Below are 24,480 nucleotides of genomic sequence, written 5' to 3' on the forward strand. Positions count from 1 at the left end.
TCTTCCGGACGCGTCATGGCCAAGATCCAACAGACCTTCGTCTGCCAGTCCTGCGGCGCGGTCTACAACCGCTGGCGCGGGCGCTGCGAAGCCTGCAACGGCTGGAACTGCATCGCCGAAGAGACCGGTGCCGCCGGCCCCCAGTCCGGCCCGGTCAAGACGCGGCCGAGCCGCGCGAAGGGCCGGGTGTTCCCGCTGGAGGGGCTCACCGGCGAGGTCAAGCAGGCGCCGCGCATTCCATCGGGTATCAACGAGCTCGATCGGGTGACCGGCGGCGGCTTCGTCCGCGGCTCGGTGATCCTGCTCGGCGGCGATCCCGGCATCGGCAAATCCACACTGCTGATGCAGGCCACCGCCGCCATGGCGCGCACGGGGGAGCGCGTCGTCTACATCTCCGGCGAGGAGGCGGTGGCCCAGGTGCGCCTGCGCGCCGAGCGCCTCGGCCTCGCCGACGTGCCGGTGGAGCTGGCAGCCGAGACCAACGTCGAGGACATCGTCGAGACCCTGTCGCAGGGCACCCCGCCGGCGCTCTGCATCATCGATTCGATTCAGACCATGTGGACCGAGACGGTGGAATCGGCGCCCGGCACCGTCACCCAGGTGCGCGGCTCGGCCCAGACTCTGATCCGCTTCGCCAAGACCACCGGCACGGCGGTGATCCTCGTCGGTCACGTCACCAAGGACGGGCAGATCGCGGGCCCCCGCGTGGTCGAGCACATGGTCGACGCGGTCGCCTCGTTCGAGGGCGACCAGGGCCACCACTTCCGCATCCTGCGCGCGGTGAAGAACCGCTTCGGACCTACGGACGAGATCGGCGTGTTCGAGATGACCGATATGGGGCTGGCCGAAGTGCCGAATCCCTCCGCCCTGTTCCTGGCGGGGCGCGACCACGCGGCGCCCGGCACGGCGGTGTTTGCCGGCATGGAGGGGACGCGGCCGCTGCTGGTCGAGATCCAGGCCCTCGTCGCGCCCTCCTCCCTCGGCATGCCGCGCCGGGCCGTGGTCGGCTGGGACCCCAACCGGCTCTCGATGGTACTCGCGGTGCTGGAGGCCCATGGCGGCATCCGGCTCGGCACCCACGACGTCTACCTCAACGTTGCCGGCGGCCTGCGCATCACCGAACCGGCGGCGGATCTGGCTGTCGCCGCCGCCCTGGTCTCGTCCCTGTCGGGCTCGGCACTCCCGTCCGAGACGGTGTATTTCGGGGAGATCGGTTTGTCGGGCGCCATTCGCCCGGTGGCCCAGGCGCCGGCCCGCCTGAAGGAAGCGTTGAAGCTCGGCTTTGCCAAGGCGGTGACGCCTCAGGGGCGCGGCGAGGGCGGCAACGACGGGTTTCCCACCGAAGCCCTGCGCCACATCGCCGACCTCGTCGCCGGCATCGCCAGCAACGGCCCGCGCCGGGTCGGGTCCGGCCGGGGACGCGGTGGGGTGGAGTACGACGAGGATTGAAGCCCGTCCCGGCCGGGATGCCGGTCGGCTTGAGGGTGACGGCCAGGATTCGGCACGATATACAGGGGCGCGGCCGGGGGAAGCCGCAGGATACGCTTTGCCGAAGCAACTCCCTTGAAGTGACAATCGCCCACGATGCCGTTCTCCGTTCTCGATCTCGTCGTGCTCGGCATCGTCGTGGTGTCCGCGTTGCTCGCGGCCGTGCGTGGCGCCACCCGAGAGGTGCTGGCCATCATCGCTTGGGTCGCCGCCGCCGCCGTTGCCTGGAAGCTCTATCCCCTGCTACTGCCGACGGTGAGCCAGCACGTCACCAACGCCACCGTGGCCTTGGTGGCGTCCATCGCGGCGATTTTCCTCGGCACCCTCATCGTGGTCTCGATCATCACCGTGAAGGTGTCGGACATGATCCTCGATTCGCGCATCGGCGCCATCGATCGGTCTCTTGGTTTCCTGTTCGGCGCTGGGCGCGGCTTCCTGATCTGCGTCATCGGCTGGGTGTTCCTGGCCTGGCTCGTCCAGGGCAAAATGCCCGATTGGGCAGCCCAGGCCCGCAGCCGCCCGATGCTGGAGAAGTCCGGCGAGGCCCTGGTGGCTCAGCTGCCCGAGAATCCCGAAGGCCTGCTGAAGCAGTTCAAGAAGCCGAAGACGGACAGCCCGTCCGACCCCGTCGAGCCGCCGGAGGGCGACGTGCCGGCCCAGCGCCGCAGCGATGCACCGTCCCCAGCCACGCCCGCCTCGCGACGCTGATCTGCGGTGCCGGCGCTTGGTGCCCGGGCGGACGCCGCTTACATGCTGGCTTCGCGCATGACGGCTTCGTGACGAGGCCGGCTGGCCCAGTACCGGGCAATCAGGGATCGACCGCACCATGTTGGCAGTGAAACCGAGTGCCGGTCCGACCGCCGGGACCGTGGACGGCCTCGATCGCGACGGCGATACCCTGCGCGAGGAATGCGGGGTGTTCGGCATCTTCGGCCATCCCGATGCCTCGGCCATCGTGGCGCTCGGCCTCCATGCCCTCCAGCATCGCGGCCAGGAAGCAGCCGGCATCGTCTCCTTCGATGGCGAAGTCTTCCATTCGGAGCGCCGCCCCGGCCTCGTCGGCGATTCCTTCTCGGATGGCGAGACCATCGCCCGCCTGAAGGGCCGGGCCGCCATCGGGCATGTGCGCTACTCGACCACGGGCGGCACCATCCTGCGCAACGTGCAGCCCCTGTTCGCCGAACTGGCCAGCGGCGGTCTCGCGGTCGCGCACAACGGTAACCTCACCAACGCCCTGTCGATCCGCCGCGACCTCGTGCGCGACGGCGCCATCACGCAGTCGACCTCCGACACAGAGGTGATCCTGCACCTCGCCGCGCGCTCCCGCGCGCCGCGGATCGTGGAGCGGTTCACCGAAGCCCTGAAGCAGATCGAGGGCGCCTACGCCATCGTCGCGCTCACCAACAAGAAGCTCATTGGCGCCCGTGATCCCATGGGCATCCGGCCCCTGGTGCTGGGCGAACTCGACGGCCGCTACATCCTCGCCTCCGAGACCTGCGCCCTCGATATCATCGGCGCCAAGTTCATCCGCGACGTCGAGAACGGCGAGATCGTGGTGATCTCGGAAGAGGGCATCCAGTCGATTCGCTTCGCGCCGGCCCGGCCCATGCGCCCGTGCATCTTCGAGTACATCTATTTCGCCCGGCCCGATTCCGTGGTGAACGGCAAGAGCGTCTATTCGGTTCGCAAGAACATCGGTCACGAACTCGCCCGCGAATCGGCGGCCGACGCCGACGTGGTGATCCCTGTGCCGGATTCCGGCGTGCCCGCCGCCCTCGGCTTCGCCCAGGAGACCGGCCTGCCCTTCGAAATGGGCATCATCCGCAACCACTATGTCGGGCGCACCTTCATCCAACCGACGCAGTCCGTGCGCGAACTCGGCGTGCGCATGAAGCACTCGGCCAACCGCGCCGTGGTCGAGGGCAAGCGCATCGTACTCGTCGACGACAGCCTCGTACGCGGCACCACCTCCGTGAAGATCGTCCGCATGATGCGCGAAGCCGGCGCCCGCGAGGTGCATTTTCGCATCGCCTCCCCGCCGATCACCTACCCGGACTTCTACGGCATCGACACGCCCGAGCGCGAGAAGCTCCTCGCTGCCACGCACGATCTCGAGGGTATGCGCCGCTACATCGGCGCCGATTCGCTTGCCTTCCTCTCCATCGACGGGCTGTACAAGGCCATGGGCGAGGAACGCCGCGACGAGGCCTGCCCGCAATACACCGACCATTGCTTCACCGGCGACTACCCGACGAGCCTGACCGACATGGCCATCGCCGGTCCGCGCCGGCTGGCGATGCTGGCCGAAGCCGACTGAACGCGCGCCCATGATCGACCCGCAAAAACCCCTGGCCGGGCGCGTCGCCGTCGTCACCGGTGCGTCGCGCGGCATCGGCCGGGCCGCCGCCCTCGCCCTGGCGGAGGCAGGCGCCCACATCGTCGCCGTCGCCCGGACCCAGGGTGCGCTGGAAGAACTCGACGATGCCGTTCGCGCGGTGGGTTCGAGCGCCACCCTGGTGCCGCTGGATCTCACCGATTACGACGCCATCGACCGCCTCGGCGCCGGACTTCACGAACGCTGGAAGCGCCTCGACATCGTGGTGGGCAATGCGGGCATTCTCGGCAACCTCACGCCGCTCGGCCACGTCACCCCCAAAACCTGGACCCAGGTGATGGACATCAACGTCACGGCGAACTGGCGCCTGATCCGCTCGTTCGATCCGCTCCTGCGAATGTCCGATGCCGGTCGGGCGATCTTCGTGACCTCAGGTGCCGCCCAGAAGTGCAAGGCCTATTGGGGCCCCTACTCCGTCTCCAAGGCCGCCCTCGATGCCCTGGTCCGGACCTACGCCGCCGAAACCGAGACGACGCCGGTTCGTGCCATGCTGCTCAATCCCGGCCCCCTGCGGACGGACATGCGCCGCGCAGCCATGCCGGGCGAGGATCCCGAGACCTTGAGGACACCGGAGGATCTGGCGCCGCACATCGTCCGGTTGGCGAGCCCCGCTTGGACCGAAACCGGCAAGATCTTCGATTTTCCGAGCGACCGCGTGCTGACGCCCCAGATGGCGCGCTAGAGCTGTGCCCGACCACGTTGGGTCGGGACACATCGCGCGGCCTTTGTTTTGCCGCGCTTTCCCCGCCGAACCGGTATCCACTTTGGCGGAGAGCGCGCTAAAAAAGTCCTCCGGGGCATGACCCACGCAACCGACGTGCCCTGACTTCTCCCGACAAGTCTTCGGTTCGGATCACCGTCTCATCACTAAGTGCCAGGTCCACCATGATCGACGTTCGCTGCATCTGCGCCATCGGCCAACGGGGCCAGCTCGGGCTCAACGGGCATCTCCCCTGGGAGGGCAACACCGATCCCCTCTTCGTCGAGGACGTCACGCGGTTCTTCGCCATCACCATGGGCCACGTGCTCATCGCCGGACCGAAAACCATCGCGTCGGTGCCCGACTTCGCGTTCAAGGACCGCACCATCGACGTGATCCGCAGCCACGAGGATCCCGAGGCGGTGCTGAAGCGGTATCCCGGCCGGCGCATCTTCGTGGGTGGCGGGATCAGCGTCTGGAACGTGTACGCCAAGTATATCCAGCACTGGGACGTGACCCGCCTGCCCTATGACGGCGAGGCCGACCGCTGGTTCGATCCCGCGTGGCTCGTCGGCGGCCCGCTCCGCACCTGACGGCACAAAGGACTACGCTTGCGGGTTGAGATGAGCCCTCCAGCCCCAAGGTCCCCGATGAGCTCGCATTCGTACCGCTTCGGCATCGAAGAAGAGTACTTTCTGGCCGATTCCGAGACGCGCGGCACGCCGGACCGGCGGCTCGGTGCTTTCCACGACGCGGCCGGGGCTGCCCTGCCGGAGATCGGCCGCGAGCTCCTCGAATCACAGATCGAGGCCTGCACGCCGCCCTTGGAAAGCTTTAGCGAGGCCCGCGAGACCCTCGCGCATCACCGGGCGATTCTGGCGCGGATCGGACGGGAGCACGGCGTCCTCGTCTTCGCCGCCGGCACCCATCCGGTCGCGGCCTGGGCGAGGCAGGTGGCGACGCAAGGCGAGCGCTACACCGGTATCCTGGAGGATGTGGGTCTGGCGGGTCGGCGCAGCCTGATCTGCGGCATGCACGTCCATGTCGAGGTGCCGGACCCCGACGCGCGGGTGGACCTCATGAACCGGCTGTTGCCATTCCAGCCCATCCTGCTCGCTCTCTCGGCCTCGTCGCCGTTCTGGCAGGGCCAGCCGACGGGACTCGCCTCTTATCGCCTCAGCGCCTTCGGCGAACTTCCGCGGACAGGCCTACCCGAGCTTTTCGCCGATACGAAAGCCTACGAGCGCTACGTTCGGATCATGACCCGAGCCGGTTCGATCCAGGATGCGAGCTTTCTGTGGTGGTCCCTGCGCCCTTCGATCAAATTCCCGACCCTGGAACTGCGCATCGCCGATTCCTGCACGCGGATCGACAACGCCATCACCATCGCGGCGCTCTATCGCTGCCTCGTTCGCTGCGCCGTGCGCCGCCCGGACCTGAACGCCGGCCTCGACGGCGTCTCGCGGGCGCTGGCGCAGGAGAACCTCTGGCGGGCGCAGCATGGGGGTACGAAGGCGGAGATGATCGACGAGGCGAGCGAGCAGGCCGTGCCATTCGGTGAAGCCCTCGACAGGCTGCTTACGCTGATCGTCGAGGACGCCGAAGCCCTGGGCTGTGTGGCGGAGGTCGAGGCCGCCCGCAGGATCGTCCGTGACGGCACGAGCGCGGAATGCCAGATCGCCGCTTTCGAAACGGTCCGATCCGATGACCGAAGCTCCCTCGGCGCGGTGGTGGATTGGCTAGCGGCCATCACGCGGGGCGACAGTTGAATCTACCGTGCGACGGAGTACCGGCTCAGCCCTTGTTGTCCTTGTCGAACGGGTTCTTCGAGGTCCGCAGGGACAGACGGATCGGCACGCCGGGGAGCTCGAAGGATTCGCGTAGGCCGTTGACGAGGTAACGGGTGTAGGATTTCGGCAGGCCGTCGAGTTGGTTGCCAAACAGGGCGAAGTGCGGCGGGCGGCTCTTCACCTGGGTGGCGTAGCGGATCTTGATGCGGCGGCCCGAGACGGCAGGCGGCGGGTTGCGCTGGGTCGCAGCACTGAGCCAGTCGTTGATCCGCGAAGTGGAGACGCGTGTGTTCCACACCACCTCCGCGCCCGTCACTGCCTGCATGAGCTTGTCGATGCCCTCGCCGGCGAGGCCCGAGAGCGGCACCACGGGCACGCCGCGCACCTGCGGCAGCAGGCGGGTGCAGTCCTCGCGCAGCTTCTTCAAGAGGCCGTTCTGGTCGGCGACGAGATCCCACTTGTTGAGGCCGATGACCAGCGCCCGGCCCTCGCTCTCGATGAGATCGACGATGGTGAGGTCCTGCTTCTCGAACGGGATGGTGGCGTCGAGAAGCACCACCACCACCTCGGCGAAGCGCACGGCGCGCAACCCGTCCGACACGGCGAGCTTCTCGAGCTTGTCGTCGATGCGGGCTTTGCGGCGCATGCCGGCGGTGTCGTGGAGCTTGATCCGGCGCCCGCGCCAGACCCAGTCGAGGGAGATGGAATCCCGGGTGATGCCGGCTTCCGGGCCGACGAGGAGGCGTTCCTCCCCGAGCATCCGATTGATCAGGGTCGACTTGCCCGCATTGGGGCGGCCGACGATGGCGACCTTGAGGGAGCGGTCGGACGGATCCTCGTCCGCATCCTCCTCGTCCTGCGCCGGCAGGGCTTCGGTCAGGGCGTCGTGGAGTTCGCCGATGCCCTCGCCATGCTCGGCCGAGAACGGGATCGGATCGCCCAGCCCCAAGGAGAACGCCTCGTAGGCGCCGCTCAGGCCCGCGCCGCTCTCCGCCTTGTTGGCGATGAGGATGACGGGGCAGCCGGCCCGGCGCACGAGCTCGGCGAAGGGCTGGTCGGCGGGCAGGATCCCGGCGCGGGCGTCGATGACGAACAGCACCACGTCGGCCTCGAGGATCGCGGCCTCCGTCTGGGCGCGCATGCGGCCCAGCAGCGAATCGGCATCGGCCTGTTCGAGGCCGGCGGTGTCGATGATGCGGAAGACGAGGCCACCGAAGTTGACGTCGCCCTCGCGCCGGTCGCGGGTCACGCCGGGGCGGTCGTCCACGAGGGCGAGCTTTTTGCCCACGAGGCGGTTGAAGAGGGTCGACTTGCCGACATTCGGCCGTCCGACGATCGCGACGGTCGGCATGTCCATGGTGTGCTCGATTCAGTCGTACAGGATGGGGAAAGGTGTTTGTCAGCGCGTCACGGGCAGTGGCGCGGCAGGCTCCGGCGTCGCAGCCGTCACGGAGACCGGACCGCCGGCCACGAGGGCGGCATAGACCTCGATGCGCTGGCGCAGGTTCTGCGGCGCCTGCGGGTCGGCATTGATCTGGTCGAACCAGCGTCCGGCCGCCTCGTATTCGCCGCGCTTGAGGGCGACGAGACCGAGCATCTCGCGGGCGGTGTGGCGGAAGGCGCCGGTCGGCGCGGCGAGGCCCTGGAGGCTGGCGAGCGCCGCGTCGGGCTGCGGCCCGTCGAGACGCAGGAGGGCGGCGCGGAGGCGAGCGAGGTCGCGCAGGGCATCGCTCACCCCGGTGTCGGCCGCAAGAGCGTCGTACTCGGTGGCGGCGGCAGCCCCGTCGCGCTTCGACGTCTCGGCGGCCGAGCGGAAGCGGGCGAGGAGGCGATAACCGCCCGGTGCGTCGCTGCGGAGCGCCGCGAACGCCCTGTCGGCCTCCGCGTTCTTGCCGTCGCGGGCAAGGCGGTTGGCGGCGTCGAACTGTTCGGAGGCCGCATCGGCGCGCACGCGCTGGTCGTGCTGCCAGTAGCGCCAGCCGCCGACGGCGGCCACGACGAGGATCGCCACGGCGATGATCGCGCCGCTGTAGCGACGCCAGATCTCGGCGACCTGATCCCGGCGATAGTCTTCGTTGACCTCGCGGATGAACTCGTTGTTCTCGGCCATGCTGTCTCACGCCGGCCGAGACGCGACCGACCGCTCAAAGGAAGAGGAAGGCCTGCGCCTAGCACAGGCCCGCGCCGTTGGCGACCGGTCTTCGCCGCGGGGCCGTCGTGCTCAGGCCTGACCCGGCCAGGCGGCGACGCCGATGAGGATCGGGTGGAGGACCTTGCCGAATACGAACCACACGGCGAGACCTACAACCACCGCGATGGCATCGTTGCGCCATCCGGCCGGGGCCGCGACGACGCCATGTTGGGCAGCCACGGCCGTGGGGTTCAGGGCCCGACGCTTGGCGCTGATCCGGGCGACCACAGCCCAGGCGAGGAAGCTCCCGAACAGCAGGATCGAGCCGAGATCACCGTTGGCGAGGAGGTGGGCGGTCGCCCAGATCTTCACCGCGAGCAACATCGGATGCTTGGCCTTGGCTCGGATATGGCCCGGCAGGTACGCCGAGGCCAGGACGATGAAGGCCAGCAAGGTCAGGACGAGGGAGAGGTGGCGTGTGAAGACCGGCGGATTCCAGACGGCGATGTAGCCGGCCTGGCGATAGAGGTGAAAACCGTAGGCGATGAGCACGAGGCCGAGCACCGAGACGCCGGTGTAGACGAGCTTGTAGCGGCCCTCGCCGACATCGCCGATGACGCTCGCGCGCTTGGCCCGCGCCATGGAGAAGGCGTGCATGCCGAGGAACAGCACGAGGCCGAGGATCAGGATCAGCATGGTGGGCTTTCGTGCATCGGGATGTGGACGGCCGCCGAAAACGCGGCGTCGCGGCAATCAGTCTGTAACGGTTCAAAACCCAAACTCGACGGGATGTCCAGGCATACGCGATGACGCGCCTCATTCTTCGCACCCTCCTCGCGCTGGCGAGCCTCACGGGCGCGGCTGGCGCGGCCTTGGAGCCGCCGCTCTCGGCGCTGACACTCGTCGGACCCCCGACCGTGGTCTTCAAGGCGGGCCGCGACGCTTGCGATGGAGCAGACGTGCCGGATGCCTCGGCGCGGGCGTTCCGAGACGCTTCCAGCGCTGTCGCGCTCTATGGGATGCATTACCGGAACCGCGCCCTGCGGGGTCCGTCCCTCGACGCGCTCAAGCTCGACTGCGCCATCGTCCTCGAGTCCGGTGAGAAGCCCGACCCGGCTCTGTACGACGACCGTTCGTGGGTCGCCGCCACCTGGACCGACGATGGCAAAGCCGTCGCCGCTCTCCTCCACCATGAATACCAAGCCAACGAGCATCCGGGCCGATGCCGCTCCAAGGTCTACCTGGAGTGCTGGTACAACACGGTGGTGGCCGCCGCCTCGACGGATGGCGGACAGCGCTTCTCGCGGGCGACGCCGCCCGTGGTTGTGGCCGGTGCACCGTTCCGCCAGGAAGTCGAACAGGGCCGTCATCGCGGCTTCTTCAACCCGTCGAACATTTTTGGCGATGGGCGCTGGCGCTACATGTTCGCCTCGACCACCGGTTGGGATCTCAAGGGCAGCGACCAGGCGGCGGGGGTTTGCCTGTTCCGCACGGACGATCCCGCCGACCCGTCGCGCTGGCGCGCCTGGACCGGCACCGGCTTCACTGCAGCTTTCCCAGACCCCTACACCAAACCGGCGATGCATCCGGCGACGTGCAAGCCCGTGGCGCCCTTCCCCACCCCCGTGGGTGCGGTGGTGCGCCATCGCGGCAGTGGCGCCTGGATCGCAGTGTTCATGGCGCGAAAGGCGGCGGACTTCCCCGAATCCGGATTCTACTGGACGAGTTCACGCGATCTCGTGACTTGGGACCGTCCGCGCCTGCTTCTGGCGGGTGCGACTCTCTACGACGATCCCTGCGGCGCGTCGGCCGGTTTGATCGCGTATCCGTCGCTGCTCGACCCCGCCGCCATGGGCCGTAACTTCGACGACACCGGCGACACCGCGCTCCTCACCTATGTGACCCTGCGCACGGAGGGCTGCGCCATCACGTCGGATCGCGACCTCGTGCGCCGGCCCCTCGCCATCAAGGTCTGGCCGTGAGACCCGTGATCAGAGCTTGCAGGCTCCGGCGAGCGCCGTGTTCTCGGCGTCCGTGAACAGCCGCGAGCGGATGAGGAAGCGCCTGTCGCGGCCATTTTCGAGGGAGAACATCCCGCCGCGGCCCGGCACCACGTCGAGGATGAGGTGGGTGTGCTTCCAGACCTCGAACTGCGGCCGGCTGATCCAGAAATCGGCACCCGCCACGGTCCCGAGATGCACGTCGCTGTCGCCCGTGAGGAACTCGCCCTGCGGGTAGCACATGGGCGAGGACCCGTCGCAGCAGCCGCCGGACTGGTGGAACATCACCGGGCCGTGCTCGGCGCGCAGCTCCTCAATGAGGGCGAGGGCCGCCGGTGTCGCGGTGACGCGAAGCGGCGTGCCGTCGTTGCCCACTTGATCGGCGGTGGTCTGTTCGGGGGTGGCAACGTCGCTCATCGGTCTGTCCTCGCTCGGGCGATCTGCCGAAGATATGGGGCGAATAACGAAAAAGCCCCGGCCTTTCGGCCGGGGCAAGGTGGTCTCGCGGTCGACGGTTAGAAGAAGCCGAGCTTCTTTGCCGAGTAGCTCACCAGCATGTTCTTGGTCTGCTGATAGTGGTCGAGCATCATCTTGTGGTTCTCACGTCCGATGCCGGACTGCTTGTAGCCGCCGAAGGCCGCGTGGGCCGGATAGGCGTGGTAGCAGTTGGTCCAGACGCGCCCCGCCTGGATGGCACGGCCGAAGCGGTAGGCGCGGGTGCCGTCGCGGGTCCAGATTCCAGCGCCGAGGCCGTAGAGGGTGTCGTTGGCAATCGCGAGGGCGTCGGCATCGTCCTTGAAGGTCGTGACCGAGAGGACGGGCCCAAAAATCTCCTCCTGGAAGATTCGCATCTTGTTGTGGCCCTTGAACACCGTCGGCTTCATGTAGAAGCCGTCCGCGAACTCGCCGTCCTTGACGTTGCGTTCGCCGCCGGTGAGGCACTCGGCGCCCTCCTGCCGGCCGATATCGACGTAGCTCAGGATCTTCTCGAGCTGTTCGGAGGAGGCCTGGGCGCCGATCATGGTGGCGGGGTCGAGGGGAGATCCCTGCGTGATCGCCTCGACGCGCTTGATCGCGCGTTCCATGAAGCGGTCGTAGATCGATTCGTGCACCAGCGCCCGGCTCGGGCAGGTGCAGACCTCGCCCTGGTTAAGGGCGAACATCGTGAAGCCTTCAAGCGCCTTGTCGAAGAAGTCGTCGTCCTCGTTGACGACATCCGCAAAGAAGATGTTCGGCGACTTGCCGCCGAGCTCCAGCGTCACCGGAATCAGGTTCTGCGAGGCGTACTGCATGATCAGCCGGCCCGTCGTCGTTTCACCGGTGAAGGCGATCTTGGCGATGCGGGGCGAGGAGGCCAGCGGCTTGCCGCATTCCAGGCCGAAGCCGTTGACGATGTTGAGCACGCCCGGCGGCAGCAGGTCGGCGATGAGTTCGGCCACCACGAGGATCGACGCGGGGGTCTGCTCGGCGGGCTTCAGCACCACGCAGTTGCCGGCGGCGAGCGCGGGCGCCAGCTTCCACACTGCCATCAGGATGGGGAAGTTCCACGGGATGATCTGGCCGACGACGCCCAGCGGCTCGTGGAAGTGATAGGCTACGGTGTCGTGGTCGATCTCGGAGATCGAGCCTTCCTGGGCGCGCAGGCAGCCGGCGAAGTAGCGCCAATGGTCGATGGCGAGCGGAATGTCGGCGTGTGTGGTCTCACGGATCGGCTTGCCGTTGTCCCAGGTCTCGGCGAGCGCGATGAGATCGAGGTTGTCCTCCATCCGGTCTGCAATTTTGTTCAGGATGCGCGCGCGCTCGTTCGGTGCGGTGCGGCCCCAGGCCTCCTTTGCGGCGTGCGCGGCGTCGAGCGCCTTGTCGACGTCGGCAGCGTCCGAGCGGGCGACCTCACAGATGACCCGGCCGGTGATCGGCGAGGTGTTCTCGAAATAGCGGCCAGCAATGGGTGCGACCCACTGACCGCCGATGAAGTTCTCGTAGCGGGCGGAGAACGGGGACTTGGCGCCCTGGTTCAGGAATTCCGGCTTGTTCATGGTGCTTCCTCCGAATCTTGCTTTTATGCGTGCGGCAGACAAGGCCACACGACCGGCCGACGCAAGGTGGACCTTTGGCCAACCCGGATCGGCGTCCGCGCACCGGATGGCGTCCGGGCAGGGGGTGCAATGGTAGACCCGATCGCGGATCGTTGCGACCCGGGTTGGCGCGGCATCCGTCACCCCGTCATGCCTTCGACCCATGCCACTGCACGACCGACGGCCGGCCGATTGGGATCAAGCTCGCATGCAGGCCGTTAGGCCAGGGCTGTCCTTTCGTGCGGGTACGGTCACGCATTCCGATCCGTTCCGCTCCCAACTTCCGCTCCCGCGTCGAGGATCGCCTTGTCGTTGACACCCCCACCCGCCCCCGTAGCACCGATGCCTTCGGTCTGGAGCGGCCCGCGCTTCGGTGAGTTCGTCGGGATCGTCGCTCTGATGATGGCGGTGACCGCCATTTCCATTGACAATCTCCTGCCGGCGTTCCCCGAGATCCAGGCCGAGTTCGCGGTTGCGGATCCCAACCGGCTGCAATGGCTGATCTACGTCTACATGATCGGCTTCGGGGCGGCGCAGATCGTCTACGGTCCCGTCTCGGACACCTACGGGCGCCGGTCGGTGCTGCTCGTGAGCCTCTCGATCTACGTCGCCGGCACCGTGCTCGCCATGATCGCCCCGTCCTTCGCCTGGCTGCTCGCAGCGCGCGTCATCCAGGGCATCGGCGCGGCCGGCGGCCGGGTGCTGTCCACTGCCATCGTGCGCGACCGGTTCGCCGGGCGCGAGATGGCGAGCGTGATGTCGCTCGTGATGATGGTATTCCTCATCGTGCCTATGATCGCGCCGGCCATCGGCGGGGCGATGCTTCTCCTCGGCTCGTGGCACTACGTCTTCGTGTCGATGCTGGTGCTCGCCGGCCTCCTCGTCGTGTGGTTCTCCGCCCGGATGCCCGAGACCCTGCACCCGCAATACCGACGCCCGTTTTCCCTGCGCGTCGTCGGCCAGGCTGTGGCAGTCACGTTCCGCAACCGGGTGGCGGTGGGCTACGCCACGGCGCTCGGCCTGCTGACGGGCTGCATCATGGGCTATGTCGGCTCGGCCCAGCAGGTGTTCGACACCGGCCTCTATCATCTGGGTGCCCTGTTTCCCCTCGCCTTCGGGCTCGTGGCCGGGGCCATGGGTGCGGCGACCCTGGTCAACGCCCGCCTCGTCCGCCGCCTCGGCATGCGACCCCTCTCCCATGCCGGGCTCACCGCCTTCGTCGCCGTCGCGATGGTCCAGGTGATGGCGGCCCTTGCCTATAGCGGGCGCCCACCCCTCGGCCTGTTCCTCGGACTTCTCGCCGCCAATCAGTTCCTGATCAGCTTCGCCATGCCGAACTTCAACGCCCTGGCCCTGCAACCTCTGGGGGAGATCGCCGGGACGGCCTCGTCCTTCCTCGGCTTCTACACTACGATTCTCGGTGCCCTGTGCGGATTCCTCATCGGCCAGGCCTTCGACGGCACCGTCCTGCCCATCGGTCTCGGCTATGCGGCCCTCGGTGCCCTCGCCCTCCTGGTCGTCGCCTGGACGGAGCGCGGACGCCTGTATCGCGGGGGCGTTTCGGGATGAGCTTCCCGTTTCACCAGCGGCTTTCCGCGCTTTAACCCCGTCTTCAGCCCCCCAGGACATGGTTTGTTCTCAAACCAATCCAGACGGAGCCCGCGACGTGCCCGGCCGTACTCATGACGGACTGCTTCTCCTCGCCCGGCTGCTGCTCGCCGCCGCCCTCCTTCCGACGGGCATCGCTCGGGCGCTGAACGTCTCGGGCTTCGCCCTGACGCTCGCCGGAACAGGCCTGCCCTCGCCGAACCTCGTGGCGACGGCAGCCGTCGTCGTTCAGGTGTTCGGTCCCCTGGCGCTTCTCGTCGGCGTCCTGCCGCGCCTCACCGGTCTTGGTCTCGGAGGCTTCGCGGTCGCCATGGCGGTCCTGCTGCACCCGTTCTGGCAGTTCTCCGGGCCCGCCGCGGTGGCCGAGCGCACCCTGATGCTCGCGGATCTGGGGCTCGCCGGCGGGTTCCTCCTGTACGCTGCGACAGGTCCCGGCGCATGGAGCTGGCAGGGCTGGCGCCAGGGCGCGCGGCCTCAACCGAGACCCACCGCGGCGAGGGCCGCGGCACCGAAGGCGGCCTCGCGCGGCAAACGTCCCGCCGGACGCAGTCCGACCCGCGCGGCGGCGTAGATCACGGCGCCGGCGCGACCCGGCGATGCCCCGATACCTCCGCGCCCGCATCGGGCGCGAGACGACGGAAGGCGAAGACCGACAGGGCCGAGATCGCCGCGACGGCGAGGAAGGCCGGTCCGAAATCCTCCGCGTGGAGATCCGTTCGTCCGTGCCAGGCGGCATTGCCTTCCAGGGCGAGCGCTCCGAGCGAGACGCCGAGACTGAGCGACAGTTGCTGGGCGACGCTGGCGAGACTCGTTCCGGCGCTCATGTCCCGCGGTTCGAGATCCGCATACGCGATGGCGTTGACGCAGGTGAATTGAAGCGAGCGCACGCAGCCGCCGAGCAGCAGGGTGCAGACGATGATCGCGTGCGGCGTCTGCGCCGTGAACAGGCCGTTCGCGGCGAGGAAGCCCGCGGCGACGGCGGCGTTGATCAGCATCACCCGGCGAAAGCCGTAGGCCCGCAGGATGCGCGGACCGATGAGCTTGATCAGGAGCGCGCCGGCGGCGGCGGCGAACGTCAGCAGGCCCGATTGCAGGGGATCGAGGCCGAACCCGATCTGCAGCATCAGGGGGAGCAGGAACGGAATCGCCCCGGTGCCGATGCGGAACAAGCTGCCCCCGGTCACGGCCGCGCGAAACGTCGGATAGCGCAGGAGATCGAGGCGGATGACCGGATGCGCCACCCTGCGCGAATGGCGGAGATAGAGCGATAGCAGGACGATGCCGGCGGCGAGGCACCCCCAAGAGACACCCTCGGGCAGGAGGTGGCGCCCCGTCGAGGCAAGCCCGAGCATCAGGGTCGCAAGCCCGAGACCCGAAAGCGCGAACCCGACGAGGTCGAGGGGCGGCCGCGCGGTCTCGCGTACGTTCTCGAAATACACGCTTGCCAGCACGATCCCGGCGAACCCGATGGGGATGTTGATGAGGAAGATCCAGCGCCAGTCGAGGTAGGTTGTGATCAGGCCGCCGAGGGGCGGCCCCATGATCGGACCGATGAGGGCCGGGATGGTGAGGTAGGCGAGCGCACTGACGAGCTCGCTCTTCGGCACGCTGCGGAGGATGACGAGGCGGCCGACCGGTACCATCATGGCGCCGCCGAGGCCCTGGAAGAACCGGGCGCCGACGAAGCCGACGAGGGAATCGGATGACGCGCAGGCCAGCGACCCGGCCATGAACACCCCGAGCGCCACCCGGAACACCGTACGGGCGCCGTAGCGGTCGGCCATCCAGCCGCTGATGGGAATAAAGATCGCGAGGCTCACGAGGTAGGCGGTGAGCGCGAGCTTCAGGGCGATAGGGTCTTCGCCGAGGCTCCGGGCGATGGTGGGCAGCGCCGTGGCGATCACCGTCGCGTCGGTGTTCTCCATGAACAGGGCTGTGGCGACGACGAGGGGGACGATCTGAGACGGGCGCATCGGAGGGCAACAAGTCCCGGATGGGCCATCGGGTTGCACCTGCGGCGAGAGAAACTTATCGGCTACGTCCCGATTCCTGAGAGCGGTGTGCCGTTCTGTTGGCGTATGGTGGATGAAAATCGCAGCCGGAACCGTGCCGGAACTGCGTGGCGCTTCCGCCACACGCAGCCGCAACAGCGGGCGGCGGGGCGTCGAGCGCCTTTCCACGTGGTCGTCCCCGCAGCTAAGCTGTCGCCCAACACGGACCGTCTGGTGCCGTTCGAGGGCATGTCTGCCCCGGATGCGCCGAGCCGCCGTTCCCGTTCTTCCGTCAAGGTTCCTGGATGCCCTCGCGCTTCGAACGTCGTCTCAGGGTACCCGGCATGACCGCCGGTTTCGCCCTGATGCTCGCCATGGCCGGCTGCGGCACGGTCCTCCTGAACGATTCCGGCTCACTCACCCGCTACGACCGTCTCGTCGGCAGCGAAGAGGTCGCCACACGGGCGAAGCTCTACATCGACCGTGCCGCCACCGCCGCCGCACGGACGATCCGGATCATCCCGACAACGTTTTCCGAGGCCGTCTCAGGTCCCGGCCTGACGTCCGTGGAGCGTCGCCTCGTCGCCAACGCCGCGGACCGGGCGCTCTGCTACGAACTGTCTCTGCGTTACGACGTGGTCTCGGGCCGCAAGGCGGACCTGACCGTGCGCGCCGCCGTCACCCGCGTCGAACTCACCGGATTGCCGGCTGCGGGGGCCACCATCGCCACCTCGGCCGGCGTCAGCATCGCATCGCAGGTCGGTGTCGGATTCGCCACGTCGGTGGGCCGCGTCCCGATCCCGCGGATTCCCATCGGCCTCGGCAGCATCACCATCGAGGCGGAGGCCCTCGACGGCCGCCACGAACAGCGGGCCGCCATGGTGTGGGGCGGGGCCGCCAATTCGTTCACGAGCCAGCCGCGCTTCTCGCCCATCAGCGACGCCTACGACCTCGCTGGCGAATTCGGACAGGATTGGGGCGGCTACCTCGCCACCGGCGTCGATCCATTCAAGGCACCGCTGGCCATCCCGAGCTACGACCGCATCCGCATCACGACCCTCGGCGAGGCGCCCCTCGACCCCGATTGCGAGGCCTTCGGCCGTGCGCCGGGCGTCGACGGCATCGCGGCGGATTACATCGGCCTGCCGCCGGAATACACCGACAAGGGCCCTCTCGCGCCCGTCCGGTGACCGAACGGCTCGGACCGCGCGGCCGGTGAGCCATGCGGACGGGGGATATCCTCGTGCCGCCCGCGGATTCCGCCTTTGCGCGGGTCGGGCCCGCATGATACTGGCCCTTGCCAACTCGATGACGCTGAAGAGGTCCACGGACCCGGCGTCTCACCCCTTCTGGGAGTTGGTTCATGGCCCGCATCACCGCAGATTCCATCATCGAAGGCCTGACCTTCGACGACGTCCTCCTGCGCCCCGCCGCCTCCTCGGTAATGCCCACCGAGGTGAGCGTCGCGAGCCGGCTCACCCGCACCATCCACCTCAATCTGCCGATCCTGGCCTCCGCCATGGACACCGTGACGGAAGCGCCCATGGCCATCGCCATGGCGCAGAACGGCGGCATGGGCGTCATCCACCGCAACCTCGAGCCGGACGAGCAGGCCGAGCAGGTCCGCCTCGTCAAGAAGTACGAGTCGGGAATGGTGCTCAACCCCATCACCATCCACCCCGACGAGACCCTGGCCGACGCCTTCGCGCTGATGAAGCAGAACCGCATCTCCGGTATTCCGGTGGTGGAGCGCGGCCCCAACGGCTCGCGCGGCAAGCTCGTCGGCATCCTCACCAACCGCGATGTGCGCTTCGCAACGAATTCCTCCGAAACCGTCGCCGAACTGATGACCCGCGACCGGCTCATCACCGTGCGCGAAGGCGTGAACCAGGACGAGGCGAAGCGCCTCCTGCACCAGTTCCGCATCGAGAAGCTCCTGGTGGTCGACGACCACTACCGCTGCATCGGCCTCATCACCGTCAAGGACATCGAGAAGCAGGTCGCGTATCCAGGCGCCGTGAAGGACGAGCAGGGCCGCCTGCGCGTGGCGGCGGCCACCACCACGGGCGACAGCGGATTCGAGCGGGCCGAGCGTCTCATCGATGCCGGTTGCGACGTGGTCGTGGTCGACACCGCCCACGGGCACTCGATCAAGGTGCTCGACGCCGTGCGCCGGGTGAAGCAACTCTCCAACACCGTGCAGATCGTCGCCGGCAACGTCGCCACTCGCGACGGCGCCCAGGCCCTCATCGACGCGGGCGCCGACGCCATCAAGGTCGGCATCGGCCCGGGCTCCATCTGCACCACCCGCATCGTCGCCGGTGTCGGCGTGCCCCAGCTCACCGCCCTGATGGAGGCCGTCGAGGCGGCCGACCGCGCCAACGTGCCGGTGATCGCCGATGGCGGCATCAAGTACTCGGGTGACCTCGCCAAGGCCATCGCGGCCGGCGCGTCCGTGGCGATGCTGGGCTCCCTCCTGGCCGGTACCGACGAGGCGCCCGGCGAGGTTTTCCTGCACCAGGGCCGCTCATACAAGAGCTACCGCGGCATGGGCTCGGTCGGCGCCATGGCCCGTGGCTCGGCCGATCGCTACTTCCAGGCGGAGGTCAACGACACGCACAAGCTCGTCCCCGAGGGCATCGAGGGGCAGGTGCCCTACAAGGGACCGGTGGCCGCGGTGCTGCACCAGCTTGCCGGGGGCCTTCGCGCCGCCATGGGCTATGTCGGCGCCCCCACGATCCCGGAGTTCCAGGACAAGGCGCAGTTCGTCCGCATCACCAATGCGGGCCTGCGCGAGAGCCATGTCCACGACGTGACCATCACCCGCGAGAGCCCGAACTACCCCGGACGCGGTTGAACCCCACCCGGCGAACAATCTCGCCCCGTCCAGTCTCCCGCGTGCCCCGGGCGCGGGAGTTTCATCACGCGCGGATGACTCGACCATGACGGTTCCGGCCATCCTCGCACCGGCCTTCGCGCAGGTGTTCCTCACCTTCGCGCTGCTGTTCTGGATGGGGCATGTCCGCTTCGCCGCGTTGAGGGCCGGCACCGTTCGGGTCGGCGACATCGCCGTCGGCCAGAGGGCTTGGCCAGATCGCGCCCAACGGGCGGCCAACGCCTACGCGAACCAGTTCGAACTGCCGGTTCTGTTCTACGCCCTGGTGCCGCTGGCACTGTACACCCGGAAAGCCGACCTGCTGTTCGTGGTGCTGGCCTGGGTCTTCGTCGCGACGCGGGCGGTCCACGCGGTTCTCTACGTCACGACCAATCCGCTCTCGTATCGCTTCCAAGCCTTCGCCGCCGGCGTGGTGGTCCTCCTGGTGATGTGGAGTGTGTTCGCCATACGAATTCTGGCGAGCTGATACGCCCGGAGCGTGTAGAAACTTTCCAGAGAGAACGTCCTCGAATCGAAAGGGATCGTCCCATGCGCGTACTCGTCGTTGGTGCCGGAGCCACCGGAGGATATTTCGGCGCCCGGCTGGCCGCGATCGGCCGGGACGTGACGTTCCTCGTTCGCCCGGCGCGCGCGGAGAAGCTCGCTGCGCGTGGCTTGAGCCTGAAGAGTCCACACGGCGACCTGACGCTTTCGTCGCCGAAGACCGTGACGGCGGCGCAGCTGGCCTCGGCCGGCGCCTTCGACCTCGTGTTCCTCAGCTGCAAGGCCTACGACCTCGACGCAGCTCTCGTGGACGTCGCCCCCGGCATCGGCCCGGAGACGGCGATCCTGCCCGTGCTCAACGGCATGCGCCACCTCGACGCCCTCGAAGCCCGGTTCGGGTCGGAGCGCGTTCTCGGAGGAACCTGCGCCATTGCGGCGACGCTCGGAGCGGACGGCACCGTCCACCAGATGAACGAACTGCACACCCTGACCTACGGCGAGCGCGACGGCAGCCTGTCGCCGCGCATCGAAGCCATCGACGCCCTGATGCAAGGCGCGACCTTCGACCCTCGCCTGAGCCAGACCATGATGCTGGAAATGTGGGAGAAGTGGACTTTCCTGGCGACGTTGGCCGGATCGACCTGCCTCATGCGATCGACCATTGGAGACATCGTCTCGGCCCCCGGCGGGCGGGACTTCATCGAGGCCCTGCTTGAGGAGTGCCGTAGCATCGCGGCGAGCGCTGGCCATGCCCCCCGCGAGAAGTTCGTGGCGCGAACCCGCGCCACCCTGACGGCGGACGGGTCGGGGTTCACCGCCTCGATGCTTCGCGACATCGAGAACGGGGCCCGGATCGAAGTCGACCAGATCATCGGCGACCTCATCGCACGGGCGCCCGACACGGCCGGGCATCCCTTGCTCGACCGTGTCCACACGCATCTGAAAGCCTACGAGGCCCGGCGCACCCGCGAAGCCACGACGGTTCAGTAGCGCGGTCCGGGCGGCGGTGGATTGCCGTATTCCAGCTGCGTCTTCGCGTCGAGCCGGCGCGGCGGCGGGGTCGGATCGATGGCGGCCGGGGCCGTCGCGCAAGCGGCGACGAAGAGCAACAGGAGTCCGGCAAGGCCAAGATGGATGACGGGGGGCATGGGGTTCTCTAAAGCTCCGGGCACCAACCGATGTGGTCCCGCTGCCTTCGTGCCCCGGAATAGTGCCAGAAGCTCGACACCCCTGTGACCCCGCCGCGCTTTAAGCGTGGCCGTATCACGGCATTCGCCCAACCCTCGTGATCCCGCCCGGAGGACCTTCGCCCTGACGCCCCCCGCCCGCCTCTCCGCCGCCATCGAAGTCCTTGCCGACATCGCCGGACGCCGTCGCCCCGCCGCCGATGCCCTCAAGGATTGGGGCCTCGCCCACCGCTTCGCCGGCTCGGGCGACCGGGCGGCCATCGCCAGCCTCGTCTACGATGCCCTGCGCCGGCGGGCGTCCGCCGCCTGGATCATGGACGACGAGAGTCCGCGCGCCCTCGTCATCGGCATGCTGCGCCTCCAGCATGGGCTCGCGGCCTCCACCATCGCAGCCCAGTTCTCGGGCGATCGCTTCGCCCCCGCGCCGTTGTCCGATCACGAACGGACCCGCCTCACCGATGCGAGCTTGGCGCAGGCGCCCGACCACGTCGCCGGCGACGTGCCGGAATGGGTGCTGCCCGCCCTCGCAACGACATTCGGCGACGCGCTGCTCGACGAGTTGCGGGCCCTGGCGCGCCGCGCGCCCCTCGATATCCGGATCAACACCCTCAGGCAGAGCCGCGAATCGGCCATGGCGGGCCTGACCCATCTCGCCCCGGCGACGACGCCCCACGCGCCCAACGGCCTGCGTATCCCCATCGGCGAGGATGGGCGCGGCCCCGCTCTGCATGTCGAGCCTGAATTCCTCGACGGGTGGTACGAGATCCAGGACGAGGGTTCGCAGCTCGCGAGCCTGCTGTCCGGCGCGAAGCCCGGCGAGACCGTGATCGATCTCTGCGCGGGGGGCGGCGGCAAGACCCTGAGCCTGGCGGCGATGATGGGCAATGACGGACGACTGGTCGCCAGCGACGACGATCCACGTCGCCTTGCACCCATTCACGAGCGTCTGCGCCGGGCTGGAGCCCGCGCCGAGATCCGGACCCCACGCGGCGGCCGGGCTCGGACCGATGTTTTGGCGGACCTCGACGGTACCGCGGATCGCGTTCTCGTGGACGCGCCCTGCACGGGCTCCGGCACCTGGCGCCGCAATCCCGATGCGAAGTGGCGGATGCGGCCGGGAGCGCTTACCGCCCGCGTCAACGAGCAGGCCACGGTGCTCGACCGCGCTGCTGCCCTGGTGCGTCCGGGCGGACGCATCACCTACGTCACCTGCTCCCTGCTGCCGGACGAGAACGATGCGGCGGTCGCTGGCTTTCTCGCGCGCGCTGGCGACGCCTTCGCGGTGGTGCCGGCAACGGCCGTGGTGGCTGGGGAGAAGCCCGATCTCGGCCCGTTCCTGCGGTTCACCGAGCACGGTTTGCAGATGAGCCCGGCTCTCACGGGCACGGACGGATTCTACGTTGCGACTCTGGAACGCAAGGCGGGCAGCTGACACCCGAACCGCAGAATCCCCAGACGGTTGCGGTTCCTGCACGGCGCACATCGCTCCATCCGTTGCACCGTGCGTGAGCCTCGTCTAACTCCGGTTCCATGATCACCGACCACGACAAGATCCTCATCGTCGATTTCGGCTCCCAGGTGACGCAACTCATCGCGCGACGTGTGCGCGAGGAGGGCGTCTACTGCGAGATCGTCCCCTTCACCAAAGCCGCCGAGGCATTTGCCGAGTCGAAGCCGAAGGGCGTGATCCTTTCGGGCGGGCCAGAATCGGTGACCACGGACGCTTCGCCGCGAACGCCGCAGATCGTCTTCGATTCGGGCGTCCCGGTCTTCGGCATTTGCTACGGTCAGCAGACCATGGCGGCCCAACTCGGCGGCGAGGTCGAGGCCGGACACCATGCCGAGTTCGGCCGTGCCGAGATCGAGATTCTGTCGGATTGCCCCCTGTTCAAGGGCGTCTGGCATGTGGGTGAGCACTACCCCGTCTGGATGAGCCACGGCGACCGGGTTACGAAGCTGCCGGCCGGCTTTACCACCGTCGCCATGTCGAAGAATGCCCCCTTCGCGGCGGTCGCCGACGAATCGCGCAATTACTACGCGGTCCAGTTCCACCCCGAGGTGGCCCACACCCCGCACGGGGCGCTGCTCATCCGCAACTTCGTCCGCGACATCGCCGGATGCTCCGGCGATTGGACCATGGGCGCCTATCGCGAAGAGGCCATCGCGAAGATCCGCGAACAGGTCGGCTCGGAGAAGGTGATCTGCGGCCTGTCCGGCGGCGTCGATTCCTCCGTGGCGGCGGTGCTGATCCATGAGGCCATCGGCGAGCAGCTCACCTGCGTCTTCGTCGATCACGGGCTTCTGCGCATGGGCGAGGCCGACGAGGTCGTGCGTCTGTTTCGCGACCACTACAACATCCCGCTGGTCCACGTGGAGGCGCAAGGTCTGTTCCTCGGCGAGCTCGAGGGGGTCAGTGATCCGGAGATCAAGCGCAAGACCATCGGCCGCCTGTTCATCGACGTGTTCGATGCCGAGGCGAAGAAGATCGGCGGCGCCAAGTTCCTGGCCCAAGGCACCCTCTACCCGGACGTGATCGAGAGCGTGTCGTTCACTGGCGGTCCCTCGGTGACCATCAAGAGCCACCACAATGTCGGTGGCCTGCCCGAGCGCATGAACATGCAGCTCGTCGAACCCCTGCGCGAATTGTTCAAGGACGAGGTCCGGGTGCTTGGCAAGGAACTCGGATTGCCGGACGCCTTCGTCGGCCGCCATCCCTTCCCGGGACCGGGCCTCGCCATCCGCTGCCCCGGTACCATCACAGGGGAGAAGCTGGAGGCTCTGCGCAAGGCCGATGCGATCTACCTCGACGAAATCCGCAAGGCCGGCCTCTACGACACCATCTGGCAGGCCTTCGCGGTGATCCTGCCAGTGAAGACCGTGGGCGTGATGGGTGACGGGCGCACCTACGACCATGTCTGTGCGCTGCGCGCTGTCACCTCCGTCGACGGCATGACGGCGGATTTCTACCCATTCGATATGGCCTTCCTGGGCCGGGTCGCGACCCGCATCATCAACGAGGTCAAGGGCATCAACCGGGTGACCTACGACATCACCTCGAAGCCTCCCGGCACCATCGAGTGGGAATGAGGCGGACCGAACGCCGGACCCGATCCACCTCTGTCGGAACGTATGTGTAGGATTACTGAAAAGAAAGCACCCGCGCTTTGTGACGACTACGGTGCGGAGGAACGACAGCGTTCCTCACGCCCCCCGATCCAGAGATCCCAGTCGGGTGCCCGGGGTCGTCGAGGGGCCCCTACCCTCTCAGGCCTTCTCGTTATTGGTTCGCCTGAACAGGCGGGCCCTACCAGCGGCTGATCAGCTTCGCGCAGCGAAAAGCCCCCGACCGTGAGGTTGGGGGCTTTTGGTTTGTTGTTGTGATGTTGGTTGCGGGGACAGGATTTGAACCTGTGACCTTCAGNACGAAGTCGAACTCCTGAAGCGCATGCTGCAGGATTGAGGCATCAGCTTCGCGCAGCGAAAAGCCCCCGACCGTGAGGTTGGGGGCTTTTGGTTTGTTGTTGTGATGTTGGTTGCGGGGACAGGATTTGAACCTGTGACCTTCAGGTTATGAGCCTGACGAGCTACCGGGCTGCTCCACCCCGCGCCAGGGTGTTTTGCCTTTTGGGCAAGTTCGGATCGTCTGGAGGGGATGTGATGTGCTGTGCAGGTCTGGCGGCGACCGACTCTCCCGTGTCTTGAGACACAGTACCATGGGCGCTGGTGCGTTTAACGG

At 67.9% G+C, this 24,480-nt stretch carries 22 protein-coding genes and 1 tRNA gene; 15 read left to right on the forward strand and 8 right to left on the reverse strand.

Annotation, left to right across the window (positions count from 1 at the left end):
- The first annotated feature begins 15 nt into the window (after positions 1 to 15).
- The 6 genes from radA (at position 16) to ASF25_RS17295 (ending at position 6,352) form a co-directional block, all read left to right on the forward strand.
- A complete protein-coding gene (radA, locus tag ASF25_RS17270) occupies positions 16 to 1,449 on the forward strand; it encodes a DNA repair protein RadA (RefSeq protein ID WP_056173085.1) in 1,434 nt (477 codons plus the stop codon).
- A gap of 135 nt (positions 1,450 to 1,584) precedes the next feature.
- Positions 1,585 to 2,196 carry a CvpA family protein gene (locus ASF25_RS17275; RefSeq protein ID WP_056306092.1) on the forward strand — a complete coding sequence of 204 codons (612 nt, stop codon included), beginning with the start codon at positions 1,585 to 1,587 and terminating at the stop codon, positions 2,194 to 2,196.
- A gap of 118 nt (positions 2,197 to 2,314) precedes the next feature.
- Entirely contained in the window at positions 2,315 to 3,805 is a 1,491-nt protein-coding gene (purF, locus tag ASF25_RS17280; RefSeq protein ID WP_056306094.1) for an amidophosphoribosyltransferase, read from the forward strand.
- 10 nt (positions 3,806 to 3,815) lie between these two features.
- Positions 3,816 to 4,565 (forward strand): SDR family NAD(P)-dependent oxidoreductase, encoded by a 750-nt coding sequence (locus ASF25_RS17285; RefSeq protein ID WP_056262764.1) that lies wholly within the window; start codon positions 3,816 to 3,818, stop codon positions 4,563 to 4,565.
- 203 nt (positions 4,566 to 4,768) lie between these two features.
- Entirely contained in the window at positions 4,769 to 5,176 is a 408-nt protein-coding gene (locus ASF25_RS17290; protein WP_056306096.1) for a dihydrofolate reductase, read from the forward strand.
- A gap of 57 nt (positions 5,177 to 5,233) precedes the next feature.
- The gene (locus ASF25_RS17295; RefSeq protein ID WP_056306098.1) at positions 5,234 to 6,352 is read left to right on the forward strand and encodes a carboxylate-amine ligase; all 1,119 of its coding nucleotides are present in this window, start codon (positions 5,234 to 5,236) and stop codon (positions 6,350 to 6,352) included.
- A gap of 25 nt (positions 6,353 to 6,377) precedes the next feature.
- Here ASF25_RS17295 and der read toward each other — a convergent pair whose 3' ends face one another.
- From der to ASF25_RS17310, 3 genes are all read right to left on the reverse strand, one after another.
- Positions 6,378 to 7,730: a ribosome biogenesis GTPase Der gene (der, locus tag ASF25_RS17300; RefSeq protein WP_056173063.1), complete on the reverse strand. Its 1,353-nt coding sequence runs from the start codon at positions 7,728 to 7,730 to the stop codon at positions 6,378 to 6,380.
- Positions 7,731 to 7,772: 42 nt separating this feature from the next.
- Complete coding sequence (locus ASF25_RS17305) at positions 7,773 to 8,483, reverse strand: tetratricopeptide repeat protein (RefSeq protein WP_056262758.1); 711 nt, start codon at positions 8,481 to 8,483, stop codon at positions 7,773 to 7,775.
- Positions 8,484 to 8,594: 111 nt separating this feature from the next.
- Positions 8,595 to 9,200 (reverse strand): NnrU family protein, encoded by a 606-nt coding sequence (locus ASF25_RS17310; RefSeq protein WP_056173059.1) that lies wholly within the window; start codon positions 9,198 to 9,200, stop codon positions 8,595 to 8,597.
- A gap of 110 nt (positions 9,201 to 9,310) precedes the next feature.
- Here ASF25_RS17310 and ASF25_RS17315 point away from each other — a divergent pair, with 110 nt between their 5' ends.
- Positions 9,311 to 10,486, forward strand: a complete 1,176-nt coding sequence (locus ASF25_RS17315) for a hypothetical protein (protein ID WP_056306100.1) — start codon at positions 9,311 to 9,313, stop codon at positions 10,484 to 10,486.
- Between the two features lie 9 nt (positions 10,487 to 10,495).
- Here the strand turns inward: ASF25_RS17315 and ASF25_RS17320 are convergent, their stop codons facing one another.
- Positions 10,496 to 10,921, reverse strand: coding sequence for a DUF779 domain-containing protein (locus ASF25_RS17320; protein ID WP_056306102.1), 426 nt, complete (start codon positions 10,919 to 10,921; stop codon positions 10,496 to 10,498).
- 98 nt (positions 10,922 to 11,019) lie between these two features.
- Positions 11,020 to 12,540, reverse strand: a complete 1,521-nt coding sequence (gene adh, locus ASF25_RS17325; protein ID WP_056262749.1) for an aldehyde dehydrogenase — start codon at positions 12,538 to 12,540, stop codon at positions 11,020 to 11,022.
- 381 nt (positions 12,541 to 12,921) lie between these two features.
- Here adh and ASF25_RS17330 point away from each other — a divergent pair, with 381 nt between their 5' ends.
- Entirely contained in the window at positions 12,922 to 14,148 is a 1,227-nt protein-coding gene (locus tag ASF25_RS17330; RefSeq protein ID WP_056306104.1) for a multidrug effflux MFS transporter, read from the forward strand.
- Between the two features lie 58 nt (positions 14,149 to 14,206).
- The gene (locus ASF25_RS17335) at positions 14,207 to 14,758 is read left to right on the forward strand and encodes a DoxX family protein (RefSeq protein ID WP_056173046.1); all 552 of its coding nucleotides are present in this window, start codon (positions 14,207 to 14,209) and stop codon (positions 14,756 to 14,758) included.
- Between the two features lies 1 nt (position 14,759).
- On the opposite strand, the gene ASF25_RS17340 is transcribed toward ASF25_RS17335, so the two are convergent.
- Positions 14,760 to 16,160 (reverse strand): MFS transporter, encoded by a 1,401-nt coding sequence (locus ASF25_RS17340; protein ID WP_056306106.1) that lies wholly within the window; start codon positions 16,158 to 16,160, stop codon positions 14,760 to 14,762.
- 323 nt (positions 16,161 to 16,483) lie between these two features.
- Between ASF25_RS17340 and ASF25_RS17345 the strand changes: the two genes are divergently transcribed.
- From ASF25_RS17345 to panE, 4 genes are all read left to right on the forward strand, one after another.
- A complete protein-coding gene (locus ASF25_RS17345; protein ID WP_056173041.1) occupies positions 16,484 to 17,368 on the forward strand; it encodes a DUF3313 domain-containing protein in 885 nt (294 codons plus the stop codon).
- 173 nt (positions 17,369 to 17,541) lie between these two features.
- Positions 17,542 to 19,035, forward strand: coding sequence for an IMP dehydrogenase (gene guaB, locus ASF25_RS17350; RefSeq protein WP_056306108.1), 1,494 nt, complete (start codon positions 17,542 to 17,544; stop codon positions 19,033 to 19,035).
- Positions 19,036 to 19,120: 85 nt separating this feature from the next.
- Positions 19,121 to 19,540, forward strand: coding sequence for an MAPEG family protein (locus ASF25_RS17355; RefSeq protein ID WP_056306110.1), 420 nt, complete (start codon positions 19,121 to 19,123; stop codon positions 19,538 to 19,540).
- Between the two features lie 62 nt (positions 19,541 to 19,602).
- Positions 19,603 to 20,547: a 2-dehydropantoate 2-reductase gene (gene panE, locus ASF25_RS17360; protein WP_056306112.1), complete on the forward strand. Its 945-nt coding sequence runs from the start codon at positions 19,603 to 19,605 to the stop codon at positions 20,545 to 20,547.
- Here panE and ASF25_RS23270 read toward each other — a convergent pair.
- Entirely contained in the window at positions 20,541 to 20,705 is a 165-nt protein-coding gene (locus tag ASF25_RS23270) for a hypothetical protein (RefSeq protein ID WP_200918712.1), read from the reverse strand. The two genes, panE and ASF25_RS23270, sit on opposite strands and share 7 nt — an antisense overlap.
- 163 nt (positions 20,706 to 20,868) lie before the next feature.
- On the opposite strand from ASF25_RS23270, the gene ASF25_RS17365 reads away from it, so the two are divergent.
- Both ASF25_RS17365 and guaA read left to right on the forward strand, forming a co-directional pair.
- A complete protein-coding gene (locus ASF25_RS17365; RefSeq protein WP_056306158.1) occupies positions 20,869 to 22,176 on the forward strand; it encodes an RsmB/NOP family class I SAM-dependent RNA methyltransferase in 1,308 nt (435 codons plus the stop codon).
- Between the two features lie 98 nt (positions 22,177 to 22,274).
- Positions 22,275 to 23,831, forward strand: coding sequence for a glutamine-hydrolyzing GMP synthase (guaA, locus tag ASF25_RS17370; protein WP_056306113.1), 1,557 nt, complete (start codon positions 22,275 to 22,277; stop codon positions 23,829 to 23,831).
- A gap of 443 nt (positions 23,832 to 24,274) precedes the next feature.
- Here the strand turns inward: guaA and ASF25_RS17375 are convergent.
- Positions 24,275 to 24,351 (reverse strand) — tRNA-Met (locus tag ASF25_RS17375).
- Positions 24,352 to 24,480 lie beyond the last annotated feature (129 nt).

The organism is Methylobacterium sp. Leaf100, assembly GCF_001422845.1.
Classification (GTDB): Bacteria; Pseudomonadota; Alphaproteobacteria; order Rhizobiales; family Beijerinckiaceae; genus Methylobacterium.